The sequence below is a fragment of the Mesorhizobium kowhaii genome, assembly GCF_003253745.1.
Taxonomy (GTDB): domain Bacteria; phylum Pseudomonadota; class Alphaproteobacteria; order Rhizobiales; family Rhizobiaceae; genus Mesorhizobium; species Mesorhizobium kowhaii.
Genome location: NZ_MZXV01000062.1, coordinates 65,489 through 84,939 on the forward strand (window position 1 = coordinate 65,489; position 19,451 = coordinate 84,939).

Annotated in this window: 16 protein-coding genes and 1 pseudogene; 5 read left to right on the forward strand and 12 right to left on the reverse strand. The window is 61.0% G+C overall.

What is annotated here, in order from left to right:
- The first annotated feature begins 58 nt into the window (after positions 1-58).
- Entirely contained in the window at positions 59-6,430 is a 6,372-nt protein-coding gene (locus tag B5V02_RS28295; protein ID WP_425374426.1) for an ATP-binding sensor histidine kinase, read from the forward strand.
- On the opposite strand, the pseudogene B5V02_RS41955 reads toward B5V02_RS28295, so the two are convergent.
- Positions 6,393-6,674: pseudogene (locus tag B5V02_RS41955) on the reverse strand (response regulator transcription factor); the annotation flags it as partial. The gene B5V02_RS28295 and the pseudogene B5V02_RS41955 overlap by 38 nt on opposite strands.
- Before the next feature lie 341 nt (positions 6,675-7,015).
- Between B5V02_RS41955 and B5V02_RS28305 the strand changes: the two are divergent.
- Both B5V02_RS28305 and B5V02_RS28310 read left to right on the forward strand, forming a co-directional pair.
- Complete coding sequence (locus B5V02_RS28305) at positions 7,016-7,651, forward strand: response regulator transcription factor (protein ID WP_111547336.1); 636 nt, start codon at positions 7,016-7,018, stop codon at positions 7,649-7,651.
- 241 nt (positions 7,652-7,892) lie between these two features.
- Entirely contained in the window at positions 7,893-9,323 is a 1,431-nt protein-coding gene (locus B5V02_RS28310; protein WP_111547337.1) for a glucoamylase family protein, read from the forward strand.
- 75 nt (positions 9,324-9,398) lie between these two features.
- On the opposite strand, the gene B5V02_RS28315 is transcribed toward B5V02_RS28310, so the two are convergent.
- The 8 genes from B5V02_RS28315 to B5V02_RS28350 all read right to left on the reverse strand — a co-directional run bounded on the left by B5V02_RS28315 (position 9,399) and on the right by B5V02_RS28350 (position 15,093).
- Positions 9,399-10,325: a ring-cleaving dioxygenase gene (locus B5V02_RS28315; protein ID WP_208647160.1), complete on the reverse strand. Its 927-nt coding sequence runs from the start codon at positions 10,323-10,325 to the stop codon at positions 9,399-9,401.
- 219 nt (positions 10,326-10,544) lie between these two features.
- The gene (locus B5V02_RS28320; RefSeq protein ID WP_111547339.1) at positions 10,545-10,919 is read right to left on the reverse strand and encodes a DUF1275 family protein; all 375 of its coding nucleotides are present in this window, start codon (positions 10,917-10,919) and stop codon (positions 10,545-10,547) included.
- A gap of 6 nt (positions 10,920-10,925) precedes the next feature.
- Positions 10,926-11,441: a hypothetical protein gene (locus B5V02_RS28325; protein WP_111547340.1), complete on the reverse strand. Its 516-nt coding sequence runs from the start codon at positions 11,439-11,441 to the stop codon at positions 10,926-10,928.
- Entirely contained in the window at positions 11,438-12,028 is a 591-nt protein-coding gene (locus B5V02_RS28330) for a hypothetical protein (protein WP_111547341.1), read from the reverse strand. Before B5V02_RS28330 ends, B5V02_RS28325 begins: the two co-directional genes overlap by 4 nt.
- The gene (locus B5V02_RS28335) at positions 12,021-12,590 is read right to left on the reverse strand and encodes a MotA/TolQ/ExbB proton channel family protein (RefSeq protein ID WP_111547342.1); all 570 of its coding nucleotides are present in this window, start codon (positions 12,588-12,590) and stop codon (positions 12,021-12,023) included. The genes B5V02_RS28330 and B5V02_RS28335 overlap by 8 nt, the downstream gene beginning before the upstream one ends.
- A 40-nt stretch (positions 12,591-12,630) precedes the next feature.
- Positions 12,631-13,011: a hypothetical protein gene (locus tag B5V02_RS28340; RefSeq protein ID WP_208647152.1), complete on the reverse strand. Its 381-nt coding sequence runs from the start codon at positions 13,009-13,011 to the stop codon at positions 12,631-12,633.
- A 549-nt stretch (positions 13,012-13,560) separates the two neighbouring features.
- Positions 13,561-13,785, reverse strand: a complete 225-nt coding sequence (locus B5V02_RS28345) for a LacI family transcriptional regulator (protein ID WP_111547344.1) — start codon at positions 13,783-13,785, stop codon at positions 13,561-13,563.
- Between the two features lie 21 nt (positions 13,786-13,806).
- Positions 13,807-15,093: a sensor histidine kinase gene (locus tag B5V02_RS28350; RefSeq protein ID WP_111547345.1), complete on the reverse strand. Its 1,287-nt coding sequence runs from the start codon at positions 15,091-15,093 to the stop codon at positions 13,807-13,809.
- Between the two features lie 387 nt (positions 15,094-15,480).
- Between B5V02_RS28350 and B5V02_RS28355 the strand changes: the two genes are divergently transcribed.
- Positions 15,481-15,714: a DNA-binding protein gene (locus tag B5V02_RS28355; RefSeq protein WP_111547346.1), complete on the forward strand. Its 234-nt coding sequence runs from the start codon at positions 15,481-15,483 to the stop codon at positions 15,712-15,714.
- Positions 15,715-16,501: 787 nt separating this feature from the next.
- Here B5V02_RS28355 and B5V02_RS28360 read toward each other — a convergent pair.
- From B5V02_RS28360 to B5V02_RS28370, 3 genes are all read right to left on the reverse strand, one after another.
- Positions 16,502-16,846, reverse strand: a complete 345-nt coding sequence (locus B5V02_RS28360; RefSeq protein WP_111547632.1) for a nuclear transport factor 2 family protein — start codon at positions 16,844-16,846, stop codon at positions 16,502-16,504.
- A gap of 5 nt (positions 16,847-16,851) precedes the next feature.
- Entirely contained in the window at positions 16,852-17,091 is a 240-nt protein-coding gene (locus B5V02_RS41960; protein ID WP_245446244.1) for a VOC family protein, read from the reverse strand.
- Positions 17,092-17,266: 175 nt separating this feature from the next.
- Positions 17,267-18,007: an SDR family NAD(P)-dependent oxidoreductase gene (locus B5V02_RS28370; protein WP_111547347.1), complete on the reverse strand. Its 741-nt coding sequence runs from the start codon at positions 18,005-18,007 to the stop codon at positions 17,267-17,269.
- A gap of 134 nt (positions 18,008-18,141) precedes the next feature.
- On the opposite strand from B5V02_RS28370, the gene B5V02_RS28375 reads away from it, so the two are divergent.
- Positions 18,142-19,059: an AraC family transcriptional regulator gene (locus B5V02_RS28375; RefSeq protein ID WP_111547633.1), complete on the forward strand. Its 918-nt coding sequence runs from the start codon at positions 18,142-18,144 to the stop codon at positions 19,057-19,059.
- The last annotated feature ends 392 nt before the right edge of the window (positions 19,060-19,451 follow it).

Here is a 19,451-nt window from a genome sequence, read left to right on the forward strand (position 1 = left end):
CCAAAGGGGCTGACAGGAGGCCCTGTTGACGGAGCTTTCGGGGTATGTATTCTCGGCGTTGCGGAGGGGCGAGTTCGCACTCTACCGCGGCTCAGGCGACGGCTTGGACCCGATCTTGCTGGTCGCGCCCATCGGGGAATACTCCGCGCGAGAGTCTGTCAAGCGGCTCGAACATGAACATGAGCTCAAGGCTGAACTGAATCCCGACTGGGCAGTCCGGCCGGTCGACTTGTCCCGCCACGAGGGCCGCACCGCGTTGGTGCTGGAGGATCCCGGCGGCGAGCCGCTCGATCAGACGCTCGGCCAGCCGATGGATGTGACACAGTTTCTGCGCATCGCCATCCCGCTCGCGGCCGCAGTCGGCCAGGTGCACGTGCGCGGGCTGATCCACAAGGACATCAAGCCGGCCAACATCCTGGTGGACTCTGCAAGCGGCGGCGTCTGGCTCACGGGCTTTGGCATCGCCTCGCGTCTGCCACGCGAGCGCCAGGCGCCCGCGCCGCCGGAGGTGATCGCCGGAACGCTCGCCTACATGGCCCCCGAACAGACGGGCCGGATGAACCGCTCGATCGATGCGCGCAGCGATCTCTATGCCCTTGGGGTCACCCTCTACGAGATGCTCACAGGTGCACTTCCCTTTACCGCCTCGGATCCAATGGAATGGGTGCACTGTCACATTGCCAGGCAGCCGAAGCCCCCCCGCGATTGGATCGCGGCCATCCCGGAACCGCTCTCGGCAATCGTGATGAAGCTCCTCGCCAAGACCGCCGAGGACCGCTACCAGACCGCCGCCGGTCTCTCGGTCGATCTGCGCACGTGCCTGGCACAATGGCAGTCGCATCGTCGCATAGAGCCGTTCCCCCTCGGCGTTAGCGACGTGTCGGACCGTCTGGTGACGCCGGAGACGCTCTACGGCCGAGAGCATGAGATCGGGACGCTGCTTGGCGCCTTCGACCGGGTCGTGGCGAATGGCACAACCGAACTGGTGCTCGTCTCAGGGTATGCCGGCATCGGCAAGTCGTCGCTGGTGAATGAACTCCAGAAGGCGCTCGTCCCGCCACGCGGGGGGTTCGCGTCGGGCAAGTTCGACCAGTACAAGCGCGACATTCCGTATGCCACGCTGGCCCAAGCCTTTCGGAGCCTCGTGCGGCCCGTTCTGGGTGAGAGTGAAACCGAACTTGGCCGTTGGCGGGACTCGCTCAGCGAGGCGCTCGGCCCCAACGGCCAGTTGATCGTCAACCTCGTTCCCGAATTGGAGCTCGTGATCGGGAAACAACCGCCGGTCGCGGACTTGCCTCCACAGGATGCACACAACCGCTTCCAGTTGGTCTTCCGGCGCTTCCTCAGCGTGTTCGCGCGAGCAGAGCACCCACTGGCGTTGTTCCTAGATGATTTGCAATGGCTGGATGCCGCGACACTCGACCTTCTCGAGCATCTGGTCACCCACACGGAGGTACGGCATCTGCTGCTGGTCGGGGCTTACCGGGACAACGAGGTCGGCCCCGCGCATCCGCTCATACGGACGCTCGACCGGATACGCGAGGCGGGAGCAAGGATCGAGGAGATCGTGCTGACGCCTCTGGAGCTCGACGATATTGGCCGACTGGTCACCGACGCGGTGCATTGCGAGCCGCAACGCGCGCGACCCCTGGCGCAACTGGTGCATGAGAAGACCAGCGGCAATCCATTCTTTGCGATCCAGTTCCTGACGGCGCTGAACGAGGACGGGCTGCTCGTGTTTGACCCAGTTGGGCCAGCCTGGCAATGGAATATAAACCGCATGCAGGCCAGGAGTTACACCGACAACGTGGCGGATCTCCTTGTCGAAAAGATGAAGCGGCTCTCCCTCCCCACCCAGGAAGCGATGAAACAGTTCGCCTGCATTGGTAACGCCTCCGATGTCGGCACCTTGGCTCTTGTTTGCGAGAAGACAGAAGAGGCGGTGCACGCGGCGCTGTGGGAGGCCGTCTACGTGGGCCTCGTCCTGCGGCAGGAGAGCGCCTACTCGTTCCTGCACGATCGGATCCAGCAGGCGGCCTATTCGCTGATCCCGCAAGAGCGCCGTGCCGACGTCCACTTACGAATCGGTCGCGCGTTGCTTGCGAGCATGACGGCGGACCAACTCGTCGAGAATCTGTTCGATGTGGCGAACCAGTTTGGTCGAGGCGCCGCACGGCTGATCGACCAGAACGAAAAAGCGCAAGTGGCGGCGATCGATCTGCGCGCCGGGCGAAAAGCCAAGGCGTCGGCGGCCTATGCGTCGGCGCGCGTGTATCTGGCGGCCGGCATGGCGCTGTTGGACGAAAGCGACTGGGGCAGCCGGTACGAGTTGACGTTCAGCCTGTGGCTCGAACGCGCGGAGTGCGACGTTCTGAGTGGCGGCTTCGAAACAGCCGAGCAATTGATCGCGGAGTTGATGCGACGATCGGTGTCGAAGGTCGACCGGGCGGCTGTCTACGTTCTCAACGTTTCGCTCTGTACCGCGAGGTCCGAAACAGCGCATGCCGTGGACAGCGCGCTCAGCGGGCTGCGATTGCTGGACATTGACCTGCCTGCACACCCGGCCTGGGAGCAGGTGCAGGCCGAGTACGAGTCGGTTTGGCAGACCCTGGACGGGCGGCCGATCGAGAGCCTGATCGATCTGCCGCCGATGACCAATCCGGAACTGCAGGCTGCCATGCGGGTGCTCTCGGCCCTAACCCCGGCCGCCTACTTTACCGACCTCCACTTATATTGCCTGATTGCTTGTCGAATGGCGAAGTTGGGGATGCAGCACGGAATTAGCGACGCATCCCCGCTCGGCTATGCCCTTCTAGGACAGATCCTCGGCCCGTTGTTTCACCGTTATCCGGATGCGCACCGTTTCGCCAGCCTCGCCTGCGCCCTCGTTGACAAGCGCGGCTTTATCGCCGCGCGGGCGAAAGTCTACGAGACCGCGGGAATCGCCGCGCTCTGGACCCAGCCAATCGGGACCGCGATCGATTTCATGAGTGCTACTTTTCGCACTGCGATTGAGGCGGGGGATCTGACCTACGCCTGCTTCAGCATGGTCGAAAGTATCACAGATTTTCTCCTGCGGAACGATCCGCTCGACGCGGTGTGGCGCGAAACGGAGAAGAGCCTGCATTTCGTCCGGAAAGCCCGGTTCCAAGACGTCGCCGCCGTCATTGTGAGTCAGCAACGCTTCATCGCAACCATGCAGGGACGGACTGCGAGCTTCTCCACCTTCAGCGACGAGCAGTTCGACGAGACGGCGTTCGAAGCGCAGCTAGTGGGGACCTTAACGCCCACAACCGTCTGCTTTTATTGGATCCTTAAGCTGAAGGCGCGCTTCCTCTCAGGCGACTACGCTGAGGCGCTCGCGTCAGCCGACAAGGCTAAGGCCCTGCTTTGGGCCTCAGCCATCCATATCCAGCGGCTCGACTACTTTTACTACTCCGCGCTGACGGTGGCGGCATGCTACGAGAATGGCTCGGCCAACCAGCAGCAAGAATGGCGCGAAGTCTTGACAGCGCACCAGGAGCAGCTGCGCGAATGGGCTGAAAACTATCCACCGACATTCGCCGATAAGCAAATGCTCGTGTCAGCCGAGATCACCCGCCTGGAAGGGCGGGACGCCGATGCGATGCGCTTGTACGAGCAGGCGATTCAGTCGGCTCGGGAGAACGGTTTCGTGCAGAACGAGGGGCTGGCCCAGGAGCTGGCCGCGCGGTTCTATGCCGCGCGAGGCTTCGAGAGGTTCGCGCACGTCTGTCTGCGGGACGCCCGGCACTGCTATCTCCGATGGGGCGCACTCGGCAAGGTCAAGCAACTCGAAGACCACTATCCGCACCTGCAGGAGGAAGGGACCCCGGCCTCGCGCGCCGCGACTATTGGCGCGCCCGTCGCGCAACTGGACGTCGAGACGGCGGTCAAGGCTTCTCAGGCGGTGTCTGGTGAGATCGAACTAGACAAGCTCATTGAAACCCTGATGACGATCACGCTCGAGCATGCGGGTGCCGAGCGTGGCCTGCTCATCCTTCTGAGGGGCGACGAGCCGCAGATTGTGGCGGAGGCCATCACCAGCAACGGCAGAATTGAGGTCTCTGTTCGAGAGATGGCCGTAGGGCCAGTGGCTCTCCCCTTATCCGCACTTCACTACGTGCTCCGGACGCGGGAAAGGGTGGTGCTTGATGACGCTTCGGTCAGGAACTTGTATTCGGACGATCAGTATGTCCGGCAAAAGCACCCCAGGTCCGTCCTGTGCCTGCCCGTCGTCAAACAGACGAAGCTCGTCGGCGCACTCTATCTTGAGAACAACCTGACGCCGTACGCCTTCACCTCGAGCCGGGTGGCGGTGCTTGAGTTGCTGGCCTCGCAAGCCGCGATTTCGCTGGAAAATGCCCGCCTCTATTCTGAACGCAAGCGAGCGGAGGAGGAACTGCGACGCAGCGAGGCCTATCTGGCCGAAGCTCAGAGATTGAGCCGCACCGGCAGCTTCGGCTGGAGCATCGCCACCGGCGAGGTCATCTGGTCGGACGAGACTTTCAGGATCTTTGGATACGACAAGGCTCCTTCCGTCACCACCGAGATGGTCGTTCAACGTACCCATCCGGACGATCGTGCTGCCGTGCAACAGACCATCGACAGTGCGGCCAGAGACGTGAAGGATTTTTCTCATGAGTATCGATTGCTGATGCCGGACGGCGCGGTGAAACAAGTCCACGCCGTGGCTCACGCGGTGAAGGACTCACCGGGCAACATCGAGTTTCTTGGCGCGGTGACGGACGTCACCGCAGCCAAGCGGGCCGAAGAGGCGCTTCGCGAGAGCGAGCAGCGCTTTCGCGACTACGCCGAGATTGCCTCCGATTGGCTTTGGGAGACCGGACCGGACCATCGTTTCATCCATCTGTCGGAGCAACTGGCGATCTTCGGTACCAGCCCCGCACGCCGGATCGGCCTGACGCGATGGGACTTCGCTACCGACCTCGATGAGGAGCCCGAGAAGTGGCGCCGGCACATCGCCACCCTCGAGACCCACCAGCCGTTTCGCGGTTTTGTCTTCCGCGTTGCAGCCGACGATGGTTCGGCGCGCTACATTGCCACTAGCGGCAAGCCTATGTTTGACGCCGACGGAGAATTCCGTGGCTATCGTGGCACCGGCACCGACGTGACAGCACTCGTCCGCGCCGAGCAGGCGCTGCGTGAAAGCGAACGAAGTGCACGTTCAGCACTCGACGGGATAGTGGGTCTCGTTGCGATCATGACCCCGAACGGTGAAGTCGAAACCGTCAATCGCCAATGCCTCGAGTATTTTGGCCGGTCGCTGGTCGAGCAAAGGGACTGGCAAGCAACGGATATGGTGCATCCTGAAGACCTTCCCCAGATGCTTGAAAATTTCAAAAGAGCGATGGCTTCCAAGATTCCATACCATTTCGAACAACGCTTGCGCCGCTTCGACGGCGAATATCGCTGGTTTGAGACCCGCGGCGGGGCTGTTCGCGATGACACCGGGCGCATCATGCGCTGGTACGTTCTACTAACAGACATCGAGGATCGCATACGAGCCCTGGCGCGATTGGATCAGATGCAATCGGATTTCGCCCACATGAACCGCGTGAGCGTGATGGGCGAGCTGGCCGCCTCACTGTCTCACGAAATCACACAACCGATTGCTGCGGCGCGCAACAACGCCCGTGCCGCGATGCATTTTCTGGACCGAAAATCGCCGGATCTGGGCGAAATCGGAGAAGCGCTCGCCTGTATCGTCGACGATGCGGATCGAGCCGGGGATATCGTCGACCGCATCCGTGACCAGATCAAGAAGGCGCCTCCGCGAAAGTCCCGTTTCGATCTGAACGAGGCGATCAACGACGTGATTGTCTTGACGCGAAGCGCATTCGCCAAGAATCGAGTCTCGGTCCAGACTCGCCTTATGGAGGGGCTAGCTCCCGTCGAGGGGGATCGTGTCCAACTGCAACAGGTCGTTCTGAACCTGATCCTGAACGCGATCGAAGCCATGAGCACGGTCGAGGAGGGGCGGCGGGAGTTGTCGATCAGCACTGAGCAAACCGGGACCGGTGGCGTTCTCGTGTCCGTGCGCGATACTGGGCCGGGCATTGATCCGGAACACGGCGAGCGCGTCTTCCAGGCTTTCTACACCACCAAGGCGAGCGGAGTAGGGATGGGCTTATCGATCTCCCGATCGATCATCGATGCCCATAGGGGCCGGCTGTGGGCTGACGCGAACGAGCCCAGAGGCGCCGTATTTCAGTTCTCCTTGCCCGGCGAAGGCAAGGAACTCACGAATTCTCGTCGCTCGGCCGCCCAGACTGGAGAGCCGCGCAAAGACACCGTATCAAATGCCGCTCATCAAACGGCTTACGAAGGTAACAAACGACCCCATCGTTCAATGCGCGGGCGTGGTCGAGGTCGTCGGGATAAGCGGTAACGAGGATCGTCGGAATCGCGCAACCGGCCTCCTTGAGGTGCTCATAAAGTTTGAACCCCGTCATCGCCGGCATATTGATGTCAGCGATCAGGCAGGCGGTTTCGGCGAGACAAGGCGATGCGAGGAAATCAGCTGCCGAGGGGAAGGCTGCGACGTCGTAGCCAAGCGATCTCATGAGCCTCCTCATGGATTCGCGAAAGAACTGATCGTCATCGACGACTGAGACCAACGACGCCACCGGCATATGCGCTCCGGAAGTGCGCAGGACTGCAATGCGGCGCCGCGACAATGCCCCGCACCCCCATGCGACAAGTTAGCGTGCGCCCAAGAGTGATGGTGGAGCAATACCGGCGATTGTAAACTTTGGCTTATGCCAGGACGCGAATTCCGCAGCTGTATGGGAGGATGCTCACCAAGCGGATAGTAGAGCGCATAAACGCTCGTTTACGGCCGCGCGCACCCTTAAGGAAAAATGTGACTGTTCACGTCCATCGGTCAGGACTAAGTTTGCGGAGGAGGAGTTACGCGAACCTTGCAGACCGAGACAAAGGCCCATTTGCCCGTCTTTGATCGTGAGCAGCAGCAATGTCGGACGCGAACGCTATCATCCTGGTCATCGACGATGATCCAGCCCTGCGAGCCTCGATCGGGCGCCTGTTGCGATCGCTCGAACTCGATGCCCGGCTGTTTGCGTCCATCCCCGAGTTTCTCGAAGCAGAGCCGCCGGATGGTCCCACTTGCCTGGTGCTCGACGTCAGATTGCCGGGCCGAAGCGGCCTTGATCTTCAACGTCAGCTCACCATCGCGAACAGGGAAATCCCAATCATCTTCATCACCGGCCATGGGGATATTCCCATGTCGGTGCAGGCGATGAAGGGTGGTGCCATTGAGTTCCTGACCAAGCCGTTCCGCGACCAGGAGCTCCTCGACGCCATTCAGCTCGGCCTCTCTCGCGATCGTGCCAGGCGCGAGGATGAAGAGGGTTTGGTCGCTCTTAGGGAGCGGTTCGCGTCGCTGAGCCCCAGGGAGCGCGAGATCATGATTGAGGTCGCGCGCGGTCGCCTAAACAAACAGATTGCCGGCGACATCGGCATCGCCGAAGCCACGGTGAAGGTCCACCGCAGCCGCCTGATGCGAAAGATGAAGGCCAATTCACTTCTCGCGCTCAGCCGAATGGCGGAAAAGCTGCAGCTGGTGCTCGAGGAGCCGCAACACTCCTAAGCCTACGGCGCGCTGGCAGTGGTGATTTTATTGGCATTCGATCTGCCGTCCTTCGCGTGTAATCCAAAGTTCAGCGCAGTGAACCATGACGCTATTCCGCGCCACCCGCGTGCAATAGATCGCGGCATTCCAAATCGTCAAACTGCACCTCACCACGGTCGACTCCGTGTTTCGTCTCTTTTGGAGAGCGGCACATGAAAATTCGACCCGACTGGTGCGAAATGTTTGTCGAGGGTTCGACATGGACAGGCCATACAGCGAGGCTACAGATTTCTCGTCTCCAATCGATCTCGAGAACACGGCGTCGCACGCGCTCAAAGTAGAGAGCGACTGGCTGCCTCCCGGCCATGGAGGGACGTCGCACGGTCTTGGCGGCGCCCGCGTCGTCGCGGTCGCGGTCGAAGCACCGCTCAGAATTTCCATCAGCCACGGCGCCCCTCGCTCTGACGCGTCTTTGGAAGAGATCCTCGACACCGTCCAGCGACAGACGCTCCGATATTTCTGGGATTTTGGCCATCCGACGAGCGGCCTCGCGCGAGAGCGGAGCAACGCGACACTGCATGTCGTCGCGACCGGCGGTTCCGGCTTCGGCATCATGGCGATCCTTGCTGGCGTCGAGCGCGGGTGGATCGGGCGGCGAGCTGCTCTCGATCGCCTGATGACAATAGTGTGCTTTCTCGGCGAGGCCGAGCGCCACCACGGCGCCTTTCCTCACTGGATGGATGGCGACAGCGGCCGAACCATTCCGTTCAGTCAATGCGACGACGGCGGCGACATCGTCGAGACGGCATATCTGATGGTAGGGCTGCTTTCGGCGCGGCAGTATTTCGGAGGCCCGGAAGCCAAGGAGCGCGTCTTACGCAGCCTAATCGATACGCTTTGGCGGGACGTCGAATGGGACTGGTTCACCCGTGGCTCCGACTCGCTTTTTTGGCATTGGAGCCCGGTGCACGGATGGGCGATGGACCACGCGATCCACGGCTGGAACGAATGCCTGATCGCATTCGTCCTCGCTGCTTCCGCCCCACGCCATTCGATCAACCCGAGCGTCTATCACCAGGGCTGGGCGACCGGCGAGGCCTTCGCCAACGGGCGGAGCTTCGATGGCATACCACTCCCCCTTGGACCCGATCATGGCGGCCCCCTGTTCTTCGCGCATTATTCATTCCTCGGGCTGGACCCCAGGCGGCTTCGCGACTGCTACGCCGACTATTGGCGGCAGACCGTCGCCTATACCCGCATCAACCAGGCGCACTGCATCCGCAATCCCGAGAAATTCGACGGCTATAGTGCCGAGTGTTGGGGTCTGACCGCGAGCGACAGTATCCACGGCTACGTTGCGCACGCTCCTGACCGGGACCATGGCGTGATTGCTCCCACAGGTGCACTCGGCTCCTTTCCCTACGTCCCGGCGGAATGCAAGCGGGCGCTACGCCACTTCGCTTCGCGGGGCGACCGGCTCTGGGGCGAGTACGGCTTCAGGGACGCATTCAGCCCGGCGATGGATTGGTACGCGGACTCCTATCTCGCCATCGACCAAGGGCCGATCGTCGTCATGATCGAGAATTACCGGAGCGGGCTCCTGTGGCGGCTATTCATGAGCTGTCCGGAGATCCGGGTCGGCCTCGCCAAGCTCGGCTTTTCTCAGCGGGCGACGGCTGCCGGCGGGTAGGTCTGCCGCATCAATGATCAACTTCTCCGCGATGGTCTGGATATGGAACACACAGTGCCCGAATTCGCGACGCACTCATCCCTCAGCACCGGGCAGGCGGATGTGCGGTAGCCGGCGTTCGATGTCAACGCGCGAAGGCTCGAGCGAGGGCGGCAGCTTCAACGACGTACCGAGACGATCGGCCGTCTCGTCAACTGCAAAACCAGGTAGATCAGTTGCAATTTCAAACAGGACCCCGCCAGGCTCGCGGAAATAAATCGACCGGAAATAACGGCGATCGAGAACCGGAGTCACATTGAAGCCAAGCGCGAGGATTTGTTCCCGCCAGATTTTCTGCTCCTCGTCGTTCCGCGCGCGGAACGCGACGTGGTGGACCGTGCCGCCGCCCCGCTTGTGGCGCTGAACATCGGGCTGGCATAGGATATCTACCGCGGTTCCGATCGCGGTGTCGGCCTCGCCAGCCGCGCGGAAACGGACGCGGCCGGAGCTTTCGCCGGCATGCCGATAACCGAAGGTTTCAGTCAGCAGCCGCACCGTGCGCTCCGGCGCCTCGACGCACAGAGTCACGGCGTCGAGCCCCCGAATGGCATCGGGCGCGTCGGCTTCACTGGGCGCTCCGAGCGCGGCCAGCTCCAGAGCGAGCCCATCCGGATCACGAAAGGCGATGACCTGGTGGGAGAAGCGCTCGAACGGCCCGTCGAACTCGATCGCATGCTCGGCCAGCCGCGTCATCCATCGTTCAAGCGAATTTTCCGGAACGGCGAAAGTCGTGGTTTCGACCATGCCGGTTCCCCTGTGCCCACGGGCACTCGTAGCGACTGGAAAGAAGGTGAGGATCGTTCCGGGGCGTCCCGCGTCATCGCCGTAGTAAAAGTGATAGCTGCTCGGATCGTCGAAATTGACCGTCTCCTTGATGAGGCGCAGTCCCAACACTCTGGTACAAAAGTCGATGTTGGCCTGCGGATCGATCGCGATCGCCGTAACGTGATGCAAGCCCGCGATGGTTGTCGTCATCGTATCACCAACTGCGTTGAATAGGCCCGACCTGGAAGTTGCCGAGGTCGCTCCGCGGTCTTCAGGTCGTAAGCTCTGCGTGATTTGATGGTCGTGTTCATGAGACAGTTCCTGGTGTGTAGGAGCGGACATCCGCCATTCGGGGATTGATGCGAAAACCGCCCAGTCCTTTGTTTTGCATGGCGTGTTTCATTGACACTGTCGGACTCACGCCTGGGAGGGTTCGCCGGAAGGGTTCAGGAAACTGAGGGCGACCAGAACCGGAGGCACGACGAAGCACCAGGTCGGGGAAGCCACGAAGGCGACTGCTGCGGCCGCACATCCAATTGCAAAGCTCAGCAGGCTGGTTGCCATGCGCTTCAACCGCTCCTTGACCTCGCGCCCGTGCTCGGCTGCCGTGCCGGACATGAGCTCGGCGAGATCGATCATGATCTGCGTCGTCGTGCTGGTCATCAGCGTCGTCGGCGGCAGCTTGGAAAGATGGGCGCGATGCAGCGTGTTCTGGATCGCCATGGCCGTTACGAGGGTTATCCCGATGGCGATGGCGGCCGGCGAGTGAGACGGATGTGTTGGCGTGGGCATGCTCAGTTAGAGTGTCCCATCGGCCGTGCGGCCGGGCTGCGTATAGACGAGGGGGCTGACGCCGCTCTGATAGTCCTTTGTCGGCAGGGCCGGCTGAGGCGATGCGTAGAACATCGGCTCGCGTGTATCGAGACCGGCGTCAGTGCCCTTCATCTTCATTTCTACCCCGGTGCCGTCGGCTTCCGCCTTGCCCATCGCATCTTGCAGTTGTTGCGCGGCTTGCTGGCTCCATGGCAGTACATAGAAGCGCGGCTCAGTCGAGCCGGGCGTGGTGAGCCACACGTAGATGGCTTGGTTCTCAACCGGGACGGCGCCCACCACCTGCGCCTTTGCCGTGTCGCGCCACTCGAGCGTCAGCGGCTTGGGACGGCCAAGAAGCTCGCTGGCGCCGACATAGACGACGGTGATCAGCGCCAGGAAAATGCCTACCGAGAGGGTGCGGCGGGCAATGCCTGCATGCGGCAAGATGACGAAGATGAACGCGCCCAGCAGCAGGGCGAATATGACGGGAGCGATCATCATTGGGAGGCCGCCACGCGTAGGGGTTTGAAGATGCTGTTGATGCTGCCCGGCACCAGTTGGCCAGTCGAATCGAGCCGGAATCTCAAGGCGGTAAGCTCCTGGTTGGGCTTGCGCAATTGGACCCTCGTTGTGGCCAGCGGCGCTGACGACTTGGTGGAATCGGCCTTCACATTGACGCTGATCTTCACCGGGACGGGATATGTGACGTTGACGCCGCGATACATGTGAACATTGACGACGTATTCGCCCGCGGGAGCGCCCCGGGAATAGGCGACTTCATGGTTGGAGTCGGTCATGTCCTGCGCCATGCCGAGGTCGTCGCGCAGCAGATCGAATACCTTGCCGCTCTTGTTGGAGTAGCCGACCGGCACATCGCCGGGCGCCTGGACCCACAGATCGACATCGGCGTCGAGCTTGTCGGGCCATTGCGTCTCGACGGTGACGTTTCCGGGCGCCGTGACGCCATCGGCCTCGCTGGCCTTGGCAGGCGGGTTCATCACCGTCATCATGAGCACCGTCATGAGGACGAAGCCGCCGAGCATCAGGAGAGCGGTGTCGAGCCAGACGGTTAGGGTTTCCTCATCCATCGAAGTTGCCCAGCAGGCGAAGATTGATCTTCAGCCACAGGTTCGTGGCTATGCCGAGCAGCGTCGCATAGAGCGCGACATACATGCCGTCGATGACCGACGCGATCATCGGCCGGATCGCATTCGGGTCGGCCGAGCCGCCGGTACGCGCCGCCGAGAAGGCGACGATGAGCCCAACCACGGTTCCGAGCAGCCCGATCCGCACCACATGGGTCGCCAGCCAATCGACATCGCGCCAGCGCCGAAGGAAAACGCACAAAATGCCCAGGGCGCCGATGGCTGCGATCAACCAGCACAGAAACGCGTTGTTGCCGGCGAAGGGTCTGCCGGCAATACCGACGGCCCAAAGCCCGGCGATTCCAGCGACGCCGATCGCCTGAAGAACGATGAACCGCGATAGGAACGCCTTTGGAGCGCCGTGGTCGGAGTGAGTTTCCGACAGCCTGCGGGCAATGGGGTGCGATCCCAGGTCAGCTGCCTGCTCTGGCCATAGCCTCTGAGCAATCGGACCGGGCCACGGCTTCTGCCGCGGTGCGCTTTCGCGGGAATAGATATCAACCATCTTGACGTTCCTTCTTTTGCGACCCACGCGATGCAGGCGATCAGGCGCCGCGCTCGCCCTTGGCGCCGACCCGTTTCAGTTCTTCCCAGCCTTCGCCGACCGCGACGAGGCAGCTTGGGCCATTCGGCTGGCTGACCATGATCGTCCAGGTCTCGCCGTCTTCGCTGGTCAGCACTTCAATGACCGAGCCGTTCTTGGCCAGGCCGAGAGCAACGGGCGCTTCCTTGAATCGGCTGGAAAGTTGTTTCAGGAGTTCCGGCCGCGGGGCGCAAGAAGGCGACCCGCTCTCCGTGGCCGCTGGCGTTGCCGCCGCCGCCGCCGGTATGGCAGCGATGGCGACCAGCGAGACTGCTGCGCCCATCGCTTTGATACGCGTCAACGCAAAACGTGTTTTGATCTGTAAGGGAGCTTCGTTGGACATCGGGACCTCCGAATTCGGGCGAAGGCCGACCTCTCAGCCATCGCTGCGGTTGAATTCAGTGCAATACGCCGACCTTGTCCTGAGTTTGGCTAAACAGCTCAGCAATGGCCCTGACGCCATCATGCTGCTCCAAGCTCATGCGAATAGAGCACAATATAGTATGGTCGTCAGGGTCGGCGTCCATTCCTCAACGTTACATGCCCCAGGGGAATTATGCTTGTACAGTGCTGCTAGATCGGAGCCGATCATGCTCAAAGAGTCCAGTGCGCGGGCATGGCGAGTGCGACGACCTGTTGTGCCGCGCTGTGACCGCCGATCTGGTCGACGGTCGTGCGGAAGACCAATTCCTCACGATAGGCGATGCCGGCGGCGGCCAGAGCTTCATGATAGCCACGCAGACGCTCGCGGCCGGTCGACGTGTCGTCAGCGTCTATGACATGCCCGATGTCACCATGGCCTTGGCGATCAGATGCTCGACCAGCTTGCGCGTGCCCGCCGCACCGTCGGAGACGACCAGAGCGCAATCGAGATTGAGCAAGGCCCGGTCCATCAGGACAGGTGGGAAATCATGGCGTGGAAATGGAAACACACCATGCCGGGACTCGTCGTTGGCTGGCGCCGAAGCCCTTCGACCCGGTGTGCGATCAGATCCTCGATGAAATCGCGCTCCAGCCTCAGGTCACCTTCGGTGTTGCGCGACAGCACGCGGTAACCGGCTTTGCGCGCTGTCATTTCGGCACCGCACGCCGCCGGCGAGAAGAAGGGGTTGACCACGTCCGGCCGATCGATGCCGGCTTAGTCAGCGAGAATCGTAAACTGAAAGAGAGCCCCCCGCGGCTCGCAGCTGGTGGCCCACAGCCGCCCACCATGAGCTTCGACAATCGAGAGGCATATCGAGAGGCCCATGCCCATGCCGTCGGGCTTGGTCGTGTAGAAGGGTTCAAAGAGACGCGGTAGGCTCTCTGGGCGCAGTCCTTGGCCGGTATCCCGCACGGCGACGCCCACGCCCTCCGGCCCCATACTCACGGTGCTGATGTGTAATTCCCGCTTGCCGTCCTCAACGGCATTCATCGACTGGATAGCATTGACGATCAAGTTCAACATCACTTGTTGCAGCTGCACCCGATCGCCTTGGATGTATGGCAACCCGCCCGCCAGTTGCGTGGCCACCGTGACGCCGGCATTGACCAATTCACCGTGAATTAGGGCGATCACGTCCAGGATCGCCGCATTGAGGTCGACGGTCTCCTTCCGAGGTGGTGCCTTTTTGATGAGGGACTCGATCCTGTCAACGATGTCGTTGGTTCGATCGTTGTCGTCCAAAATGCAGGTGAGCGCCTCCCTCACCTCCGCCACATCGGGTGGGCTTCTGTCTAAAAACCGCAGTGCAGCAACGGCGTTGTTGCGTGCCGTTGCGATGGGCTGCTTGATTTCATGAACAATCGAGGCGGTGAACTGGCCCATGGTAGCGACGCGGTTGGCATGCGCCAGAGCCATCTGCGCCTCCCGATACTGCCGCTCGCGACGGGTGCTTTCCAAGGCAATGGCGGCTTGCGCAGCGAAGTCCCTGAATAAGCAGATCTGCCTGTCGGTGAACGGCTGCACCTGTTTGCGGCCCAGAGTAACTATCCCGACTATCTCGTCGTCTTTGAGCAACGGCACGAACAGGCTCGTTCGAAAACCTGCATTCACCACAGCTTTCCAGAAATCATCCCGAAGATCGCCGTCAACTACTGCGAAGTCGGGGATGTGGGTGGGTAATCTGCTTGTGGCTATTTGACTCAGATGGCTCCCGTTTTCTGCGAGCGCTGGAAATGATAACGCCTGGCTGACCAAAAGGGGGTCCCCTCGTATCGCCACGCGACGAAGGCCGCTTTCTTCGGAGAGACGTAAGCTGCATATGTCTGCTCGACAGAGACGTGTGGCGCTGTCGAGGATGGCATCGAAGATGGGCTGCATGTCGTGAGGCGAGTTGGCAATGGCGCGCAGCAATTCCGAGATCGCCGTCTGTTGCTCGATAAGTTCGGTCACCCGATCTTCGGGCTCAGGAGCGGTCCCTTCTCCGTGGATACTCTGGTTCATGAGCAATTCCTCGGCTTAGGCGATGAGGGAGCATAGTAGCACCAGCCGCAGTTCGCGATAGCAAGAGCGCGAAGTTCAGCCGAGGGGAAGCTACTTCCGCAAGGGGTCGATGCGCGACAGTTCTGATGGCGATCCGTAGGTCTGGACATGGCGCCAACCGCGAGCTCAGCGTCGACACCAGCAATGTCCGCTTTTAGTAAGCGGTCAAGTCGGCCGGGGTGACCGAAATGTGGCGCAAAGCGGTCATCATCGCCTGAGCCCGTCATTGGCAGCTTCGGGTCACGACGAGAAGTCCGCGGTGACGGCGCCGGCATTCTCCTCAGGTCTCGATCCGACGGGGTCGCGGGTGCAACAAGCTGTTGCACAACTCTGCTATCCATAACGCCCATGCCTGACCCGAACTACCTCACCCCTGAAGAAGTCATCGCTCGCTATCGCGGACAGGTAAGCGAAGGGACTCTTCGCAACTGGCATTGCATGCGGATCGGGCCATCGTTCCTCAAGATCGGCAAAGCAATCCTCTATCCGAGCGGCGAGTTGGATCGCTGGGACAAATCGATCCTCGTCGTCTGCAGACCCACACGCGAACTGCCGCGGGAAAAGGCGGCACCGCCAGAGTAGCAGAGAGGCAGTTCAGTCGTTCCGAGGTCGCTGGCTAGATAGATAAGCGTTCGGAATCCGTGGTTGATCGGGACGTCAGAGTACTGAGCAAATGCGATCATGCCCAAGCGTGGAAGATCACCAGTGGTCACTCGACACACGCCCCAGTTAACGGCCCCACCTCTTCAGCATGGGCATGCAAGCATTTGATAGATATGCTGATTCTGATCATAGTCTTTTGATCCACAACGAACCCGCTCGATACCCGTCGGGCATGCTGGATCACGCCGCGTCACGCTCGAATCAAAATCGCTTTTAAAATGCGTGACTTGAGCATCTCTGTCGCGGGCCAAACTTGGCGCGCGACGGATTGATAGAAAACGAAATTAGCCAGTTGTCCTGTGAGGTCGTTATTTGGGGGAAGAAATGCGCCCTTCCCTGCCCCACAATGCAACGCCGATTTCACGCCTCTGCCTGTGATCGGATGACTGAGATTGGCCGAAAGCGGACTGGCAGCTTCTGGCGTTCAATAGGTAAGAGCGGACGTGTAGGTCACAGTCGTGATAGCCGCAGCTGACACTTAGCAGACGCTGAAATCTCCGGCGGGTATAGCCACTCGCGCCATAAGATCATCAGGTTCTTCACGTTGATACTGCCAATTCCTGTAAACAAATTCGGGGCCGTCCGGGTCTTGGACCGGCGCAAAGCAATGGCAGGGTAGATTTGAGGCTGTGGGTCGGAGAGAATTTCTTGTCGGCTTCGCGGCCTGTTGCCTCCCGGCGGAGCGGCAAGCCTAGGGCCGGTCGACTCATTCGAGATGAGCGTCGATGCGAACGATCAGCCCATCGGCATCGATGGACATCTCCAGAAATCCGATCTCGTGACCGAAGTCGCCGGTAAAATCGACCCGCACGCGAGCCTGGGCCTGGCTGAGGAACTCCACCGATTGGACACGGGTGACTGTGTGATAGCCGACAAAGAACCGCTCCAGGTAGTCCCGGATGCCGGCATGTCGGAGGAACCTCTCGCCCACCGATGGATCGTCGATAACCGCATCCTGCGTGAACAGAGCCAGGGCGGCTTCAACGTCGAAGGCATTGGTGGCGCCAATTAACGTGTCCACCGTTGCGCGCAGAGCGCTGTTTTCGGTCATGGCATTCAACTCCCATGCTGCCAGTTCTTGTGGACGAACTCGAGGCTGTAGCCGTCCGGATCCCTGACTTGGGCGGCGTAGTAGCGGGGATCGTAGTGAAGTTGCGGTCCGGGTGGATGGATCTCGGTCGCCCCAGCGGCCAATGCGGCGGCATGGGCATCGTTCACCATCGCTTCGGAATCTGCCGCGAAGCCGACATGCACAGCGCCGGGCGCAGCTGTCCCTTGCTTCAGCCAGAAGAACATTCGCCCACTGGCGCCAAAGCCCTTGAGGTCTGCATGACCCGCCGGGCCATCCTTGCCGTCATAGTCGAGGGGGTTGGTGATCCGAGGATCGGGACTACCTTCGCGTAAAAGGCGATCGAACGATCGGTGTCACTGACCGTGAGAAAGATGTGATCGAGCATAAGGTTCTCCCGATTTAGATGATGTATCCGCCGGCCACTTCGATGTTCTGCGCATTGATCCAGCGATTGTCGTCGGACAAAAGGCTGGCGACCATGCAGCCAATATCGTCCGGTTCACCGACGCGTCCGAGGGCGGTCTGGCTGGCAAGCAGGGCTTCGAACTCGTCGTTCAGCCCGCCGCCAAGCTCGGTACGTATGGCCCCCGGCGCGATGGAATTAGCGCGGATTCGACGTTCTCCGAATTCCTTGGCCATGTAGCGCGTCAGAACTTCAAGCCCGCCCTTGAAGGAGGCGTAGGGCGCAACGCCGGCGGTGGCGACCCGGCTCGTAGCACTGGCCACGTTGATAATGTGTCCGCCCTCGGCCATCAGCGGTAGCAGCGTCTGCGTCAGGAAAAACGGCCCTTTGAGGTGGATCCTGAACAGCCCGTCGAACTCATCCTCGGTCACGGTCGCGATCGGGTTGTAGAGACCGTAGCCGGCATTATTGACGAGGAAGTCGAAGTCCGCGCGACCCCAAGCCTTGAAGGTCTTGAGGACTGCATCGCGAAACGCCGGGAATGTCGCGCTGTCGCCGACGTCGAGCTTCAAGGCGACCGCCTTGCCGCCATCCGCTTCAACCGCGCTGACGACCTTCGCGGCTGCGTCCGGGTTACTGTTGTAGGTCAGGATGACGTCGATGCCGCGTTGGGCGCACTGGACCGCTACACTTGCGCCGAGACCGCGGCTGCCGCCAGTGATGATGACGATACTCATTTGGTTCTCCTTGGATTGGAATGATCAGTTAATAGCCGTAGACACCCCGCGACCGCTCTCACGATTCTCTTCGAATGTTGCCTATTCCTGCTTCGTGATTGATTGCGGCACGCTGCTGTGAAACAACGATGCTTATGGACACACAGCTTCAGGAACTCCGGCAACTGGCCTCCAGAGCAGAGAACCGCCTCACCGAAACGGGTATTCCGCGCGTCGCAATGGTGCAGGGCGAGATCCCCGAGCATCAACTCGCCGCCGTCTACGATCCTATGGTCAACCTGATCCTGGCGGGATCAAAGACCATGACAGTGGGCGACCGGACGTTTCGGTACGATCCCGCGACCTACTTTGTAATGTCAGTCGACTTGCCGGCGGTCGGCTCAGTGTATCCATCCGAAAACGGAGAACCCTATCTGGCGATCAGTTTGACGCTGGAGCCAGCCATCGTCGCGAATCTGCTGGCCGATCTGCCCAAACCTGCCGGGGGCGAGCTCTACAGCCCCGGTTTCTCTGTCGCACCGGTGACGCCCGCACTTCTGGATGCCTGGGTTCGCATTCTCCGGCTAATTGATCATCCGGACGAGGTCGCGGCCCTTGCACCGGCCTACGAGCGCGAGATCCTATTCCGTGTGCTTCAGGGGCCGCTTGGCTGGATGCTTCGTGATATCGCGACTCCCGACACCGCTCTTTCGCGGATCGGTATCGCCATCCTGTGGATCAGGGAGAATTTCGCCAAGCCGCTTCGCGTCGAGGCTTTAGCGGATATGGCGGCTCTCAGTGTCTCCGCCTTCCACCGTCACTTCAAAGCGGTTACCGCGCTCAGCCCTCTACAATACCAGAAGCGTGTGCGCTTGCTTCACGCTCGATCTCTTCTCATTGCCGGAGAAGGCAGCGCCACATCCATCGCCTTTGGTGTTGGCTATGAAAGTCCGAACCAGTTCAGCCGAGAGTATGCGCGTCAGTTCGGCTTGGCCCCCTCCCGGGATGCCGCGCGACTACGCCGGAAAGATCCACTTCATTCCGAATGCGTGTCCCCGGTCGCGAGTGGGTGAAGGTGATAGCAACGTAACTCCAAGTCCCTTGGCGACGAGACTCCAAAGGCGGGGCCTCGCAGCCCCACACGGCATCAACTTAGAACGGCATTTCGCTGCGGCTCTGACGGCGATTCCTGATTCCGCAACAAGCCTTCCCGAGGAATGAAACTCTATCTTCGATGCTGGTTCGTCGATGCCCGGATTTTTCAACACTAGCGGCGCGACCACGAACCAGAGTGATCACTTGGGATGTCGGCTTTCAGTGAGCGGCAAAGCTGATCTCAACGGCCGACATTAGGCGCAAAGCGGTCATCATCGCCTGAGCCCTTCATTGGCAGCTTCGGGTCATGACGAGAAGTCCGCGGTGACGGCGTCGGCATTCTCCTCAGGTCTCGATCCGACGGGGTCGC

Coding starts and splice junctions, on each gene's coding strand:
- B5V02_RS28310 (WP_111547337.1), top strand. CDS start 7,893: ATGGACAGGCCATACAGCGAGGCTACAGATTTCTCGTCTCCAATCGAT.
- B5V02_RS41960 (WP_245446244.1), bottom strand. CDS start 17,091: ATGTTCTTCTGGCTGAAGCAAGGGACAGCTGCGCCCGGCGCTGTGCAT.
- B5V02_RS28320 (WP_111547339.1), bottom strand. CDS start 10,919: ATGCCCACGCCAACACATCCGTCTCACTCGCCGGCCGCCATCGCCATC.
- B5V02_RS28325 (WP_111547340.1), bottom strand. CDS start 11,441: ATGATGATCGCTCCCGTCATATTCGCCCTGCTGCTGGGCGCGTTCATC.
- B5V02_RS28330 (WP_111547341.1), bottom strand. CDS start 12,028: ATGGATGAGGAAACCCTAACCGTCTGGCTCGACACCGCTCTCCTGATG.
- B5V02_RS28335 (WP_111547342.1), bottom strand. CDS start 12,590: ATGGTTGATATCTATTCCCGCGAAAGCGCACCGCGGCAGAAGCCGTGG.
- B5V02_RS28370 (WP_111547347.1), bottom strand. CDS start 18,007: ATGAGTATCGTCATCATCACTGGCGGCAGCCGCGGTCTCGGCGCAAGT.
- B5V02_RS28375 (WP_111547633.1), top strand. CDS start 18,142: ATGGACACACAGCTTCAGGAACTCCGGCAACTGGCCTCCAGAGCAGAG.
- B5V02_RS28340 (WP_208647152.1), bottom strand. CDS start 13,011: ATGTCCAACGAAGCTCCCTTACAGATCAAAACACGTTTTGCGTTGACG.
- B5V02_RS28360 (WP_111547632.1), bottom strand. CDS start 16,846: ATGACCGAAAACAGCGCTCTGCGCGCAACGGTGGACACGTTAATTGGC.
- B5V02_RS28350 (WP_111547345.1), bottom strand. CDS start 15,093: ATGAACCAGAGTATCCACGGAGAAGGGACCGCTCCTGAGCCCGAAGAT.
- B5V02_RS28305 (WP_111547336.1), top strand. CDS start 7,016: ATGTCGGACGCGAACGCTATCATCCTGGTCATCGACGATGATCCAGCC.
- B5V02_RS28355 (WP_111547346.1), top strand. CDS start 15,481: ATGCCTGACCCGAACTACCTCACCCCTGAAGAAGTCATCGCTCGCTAT.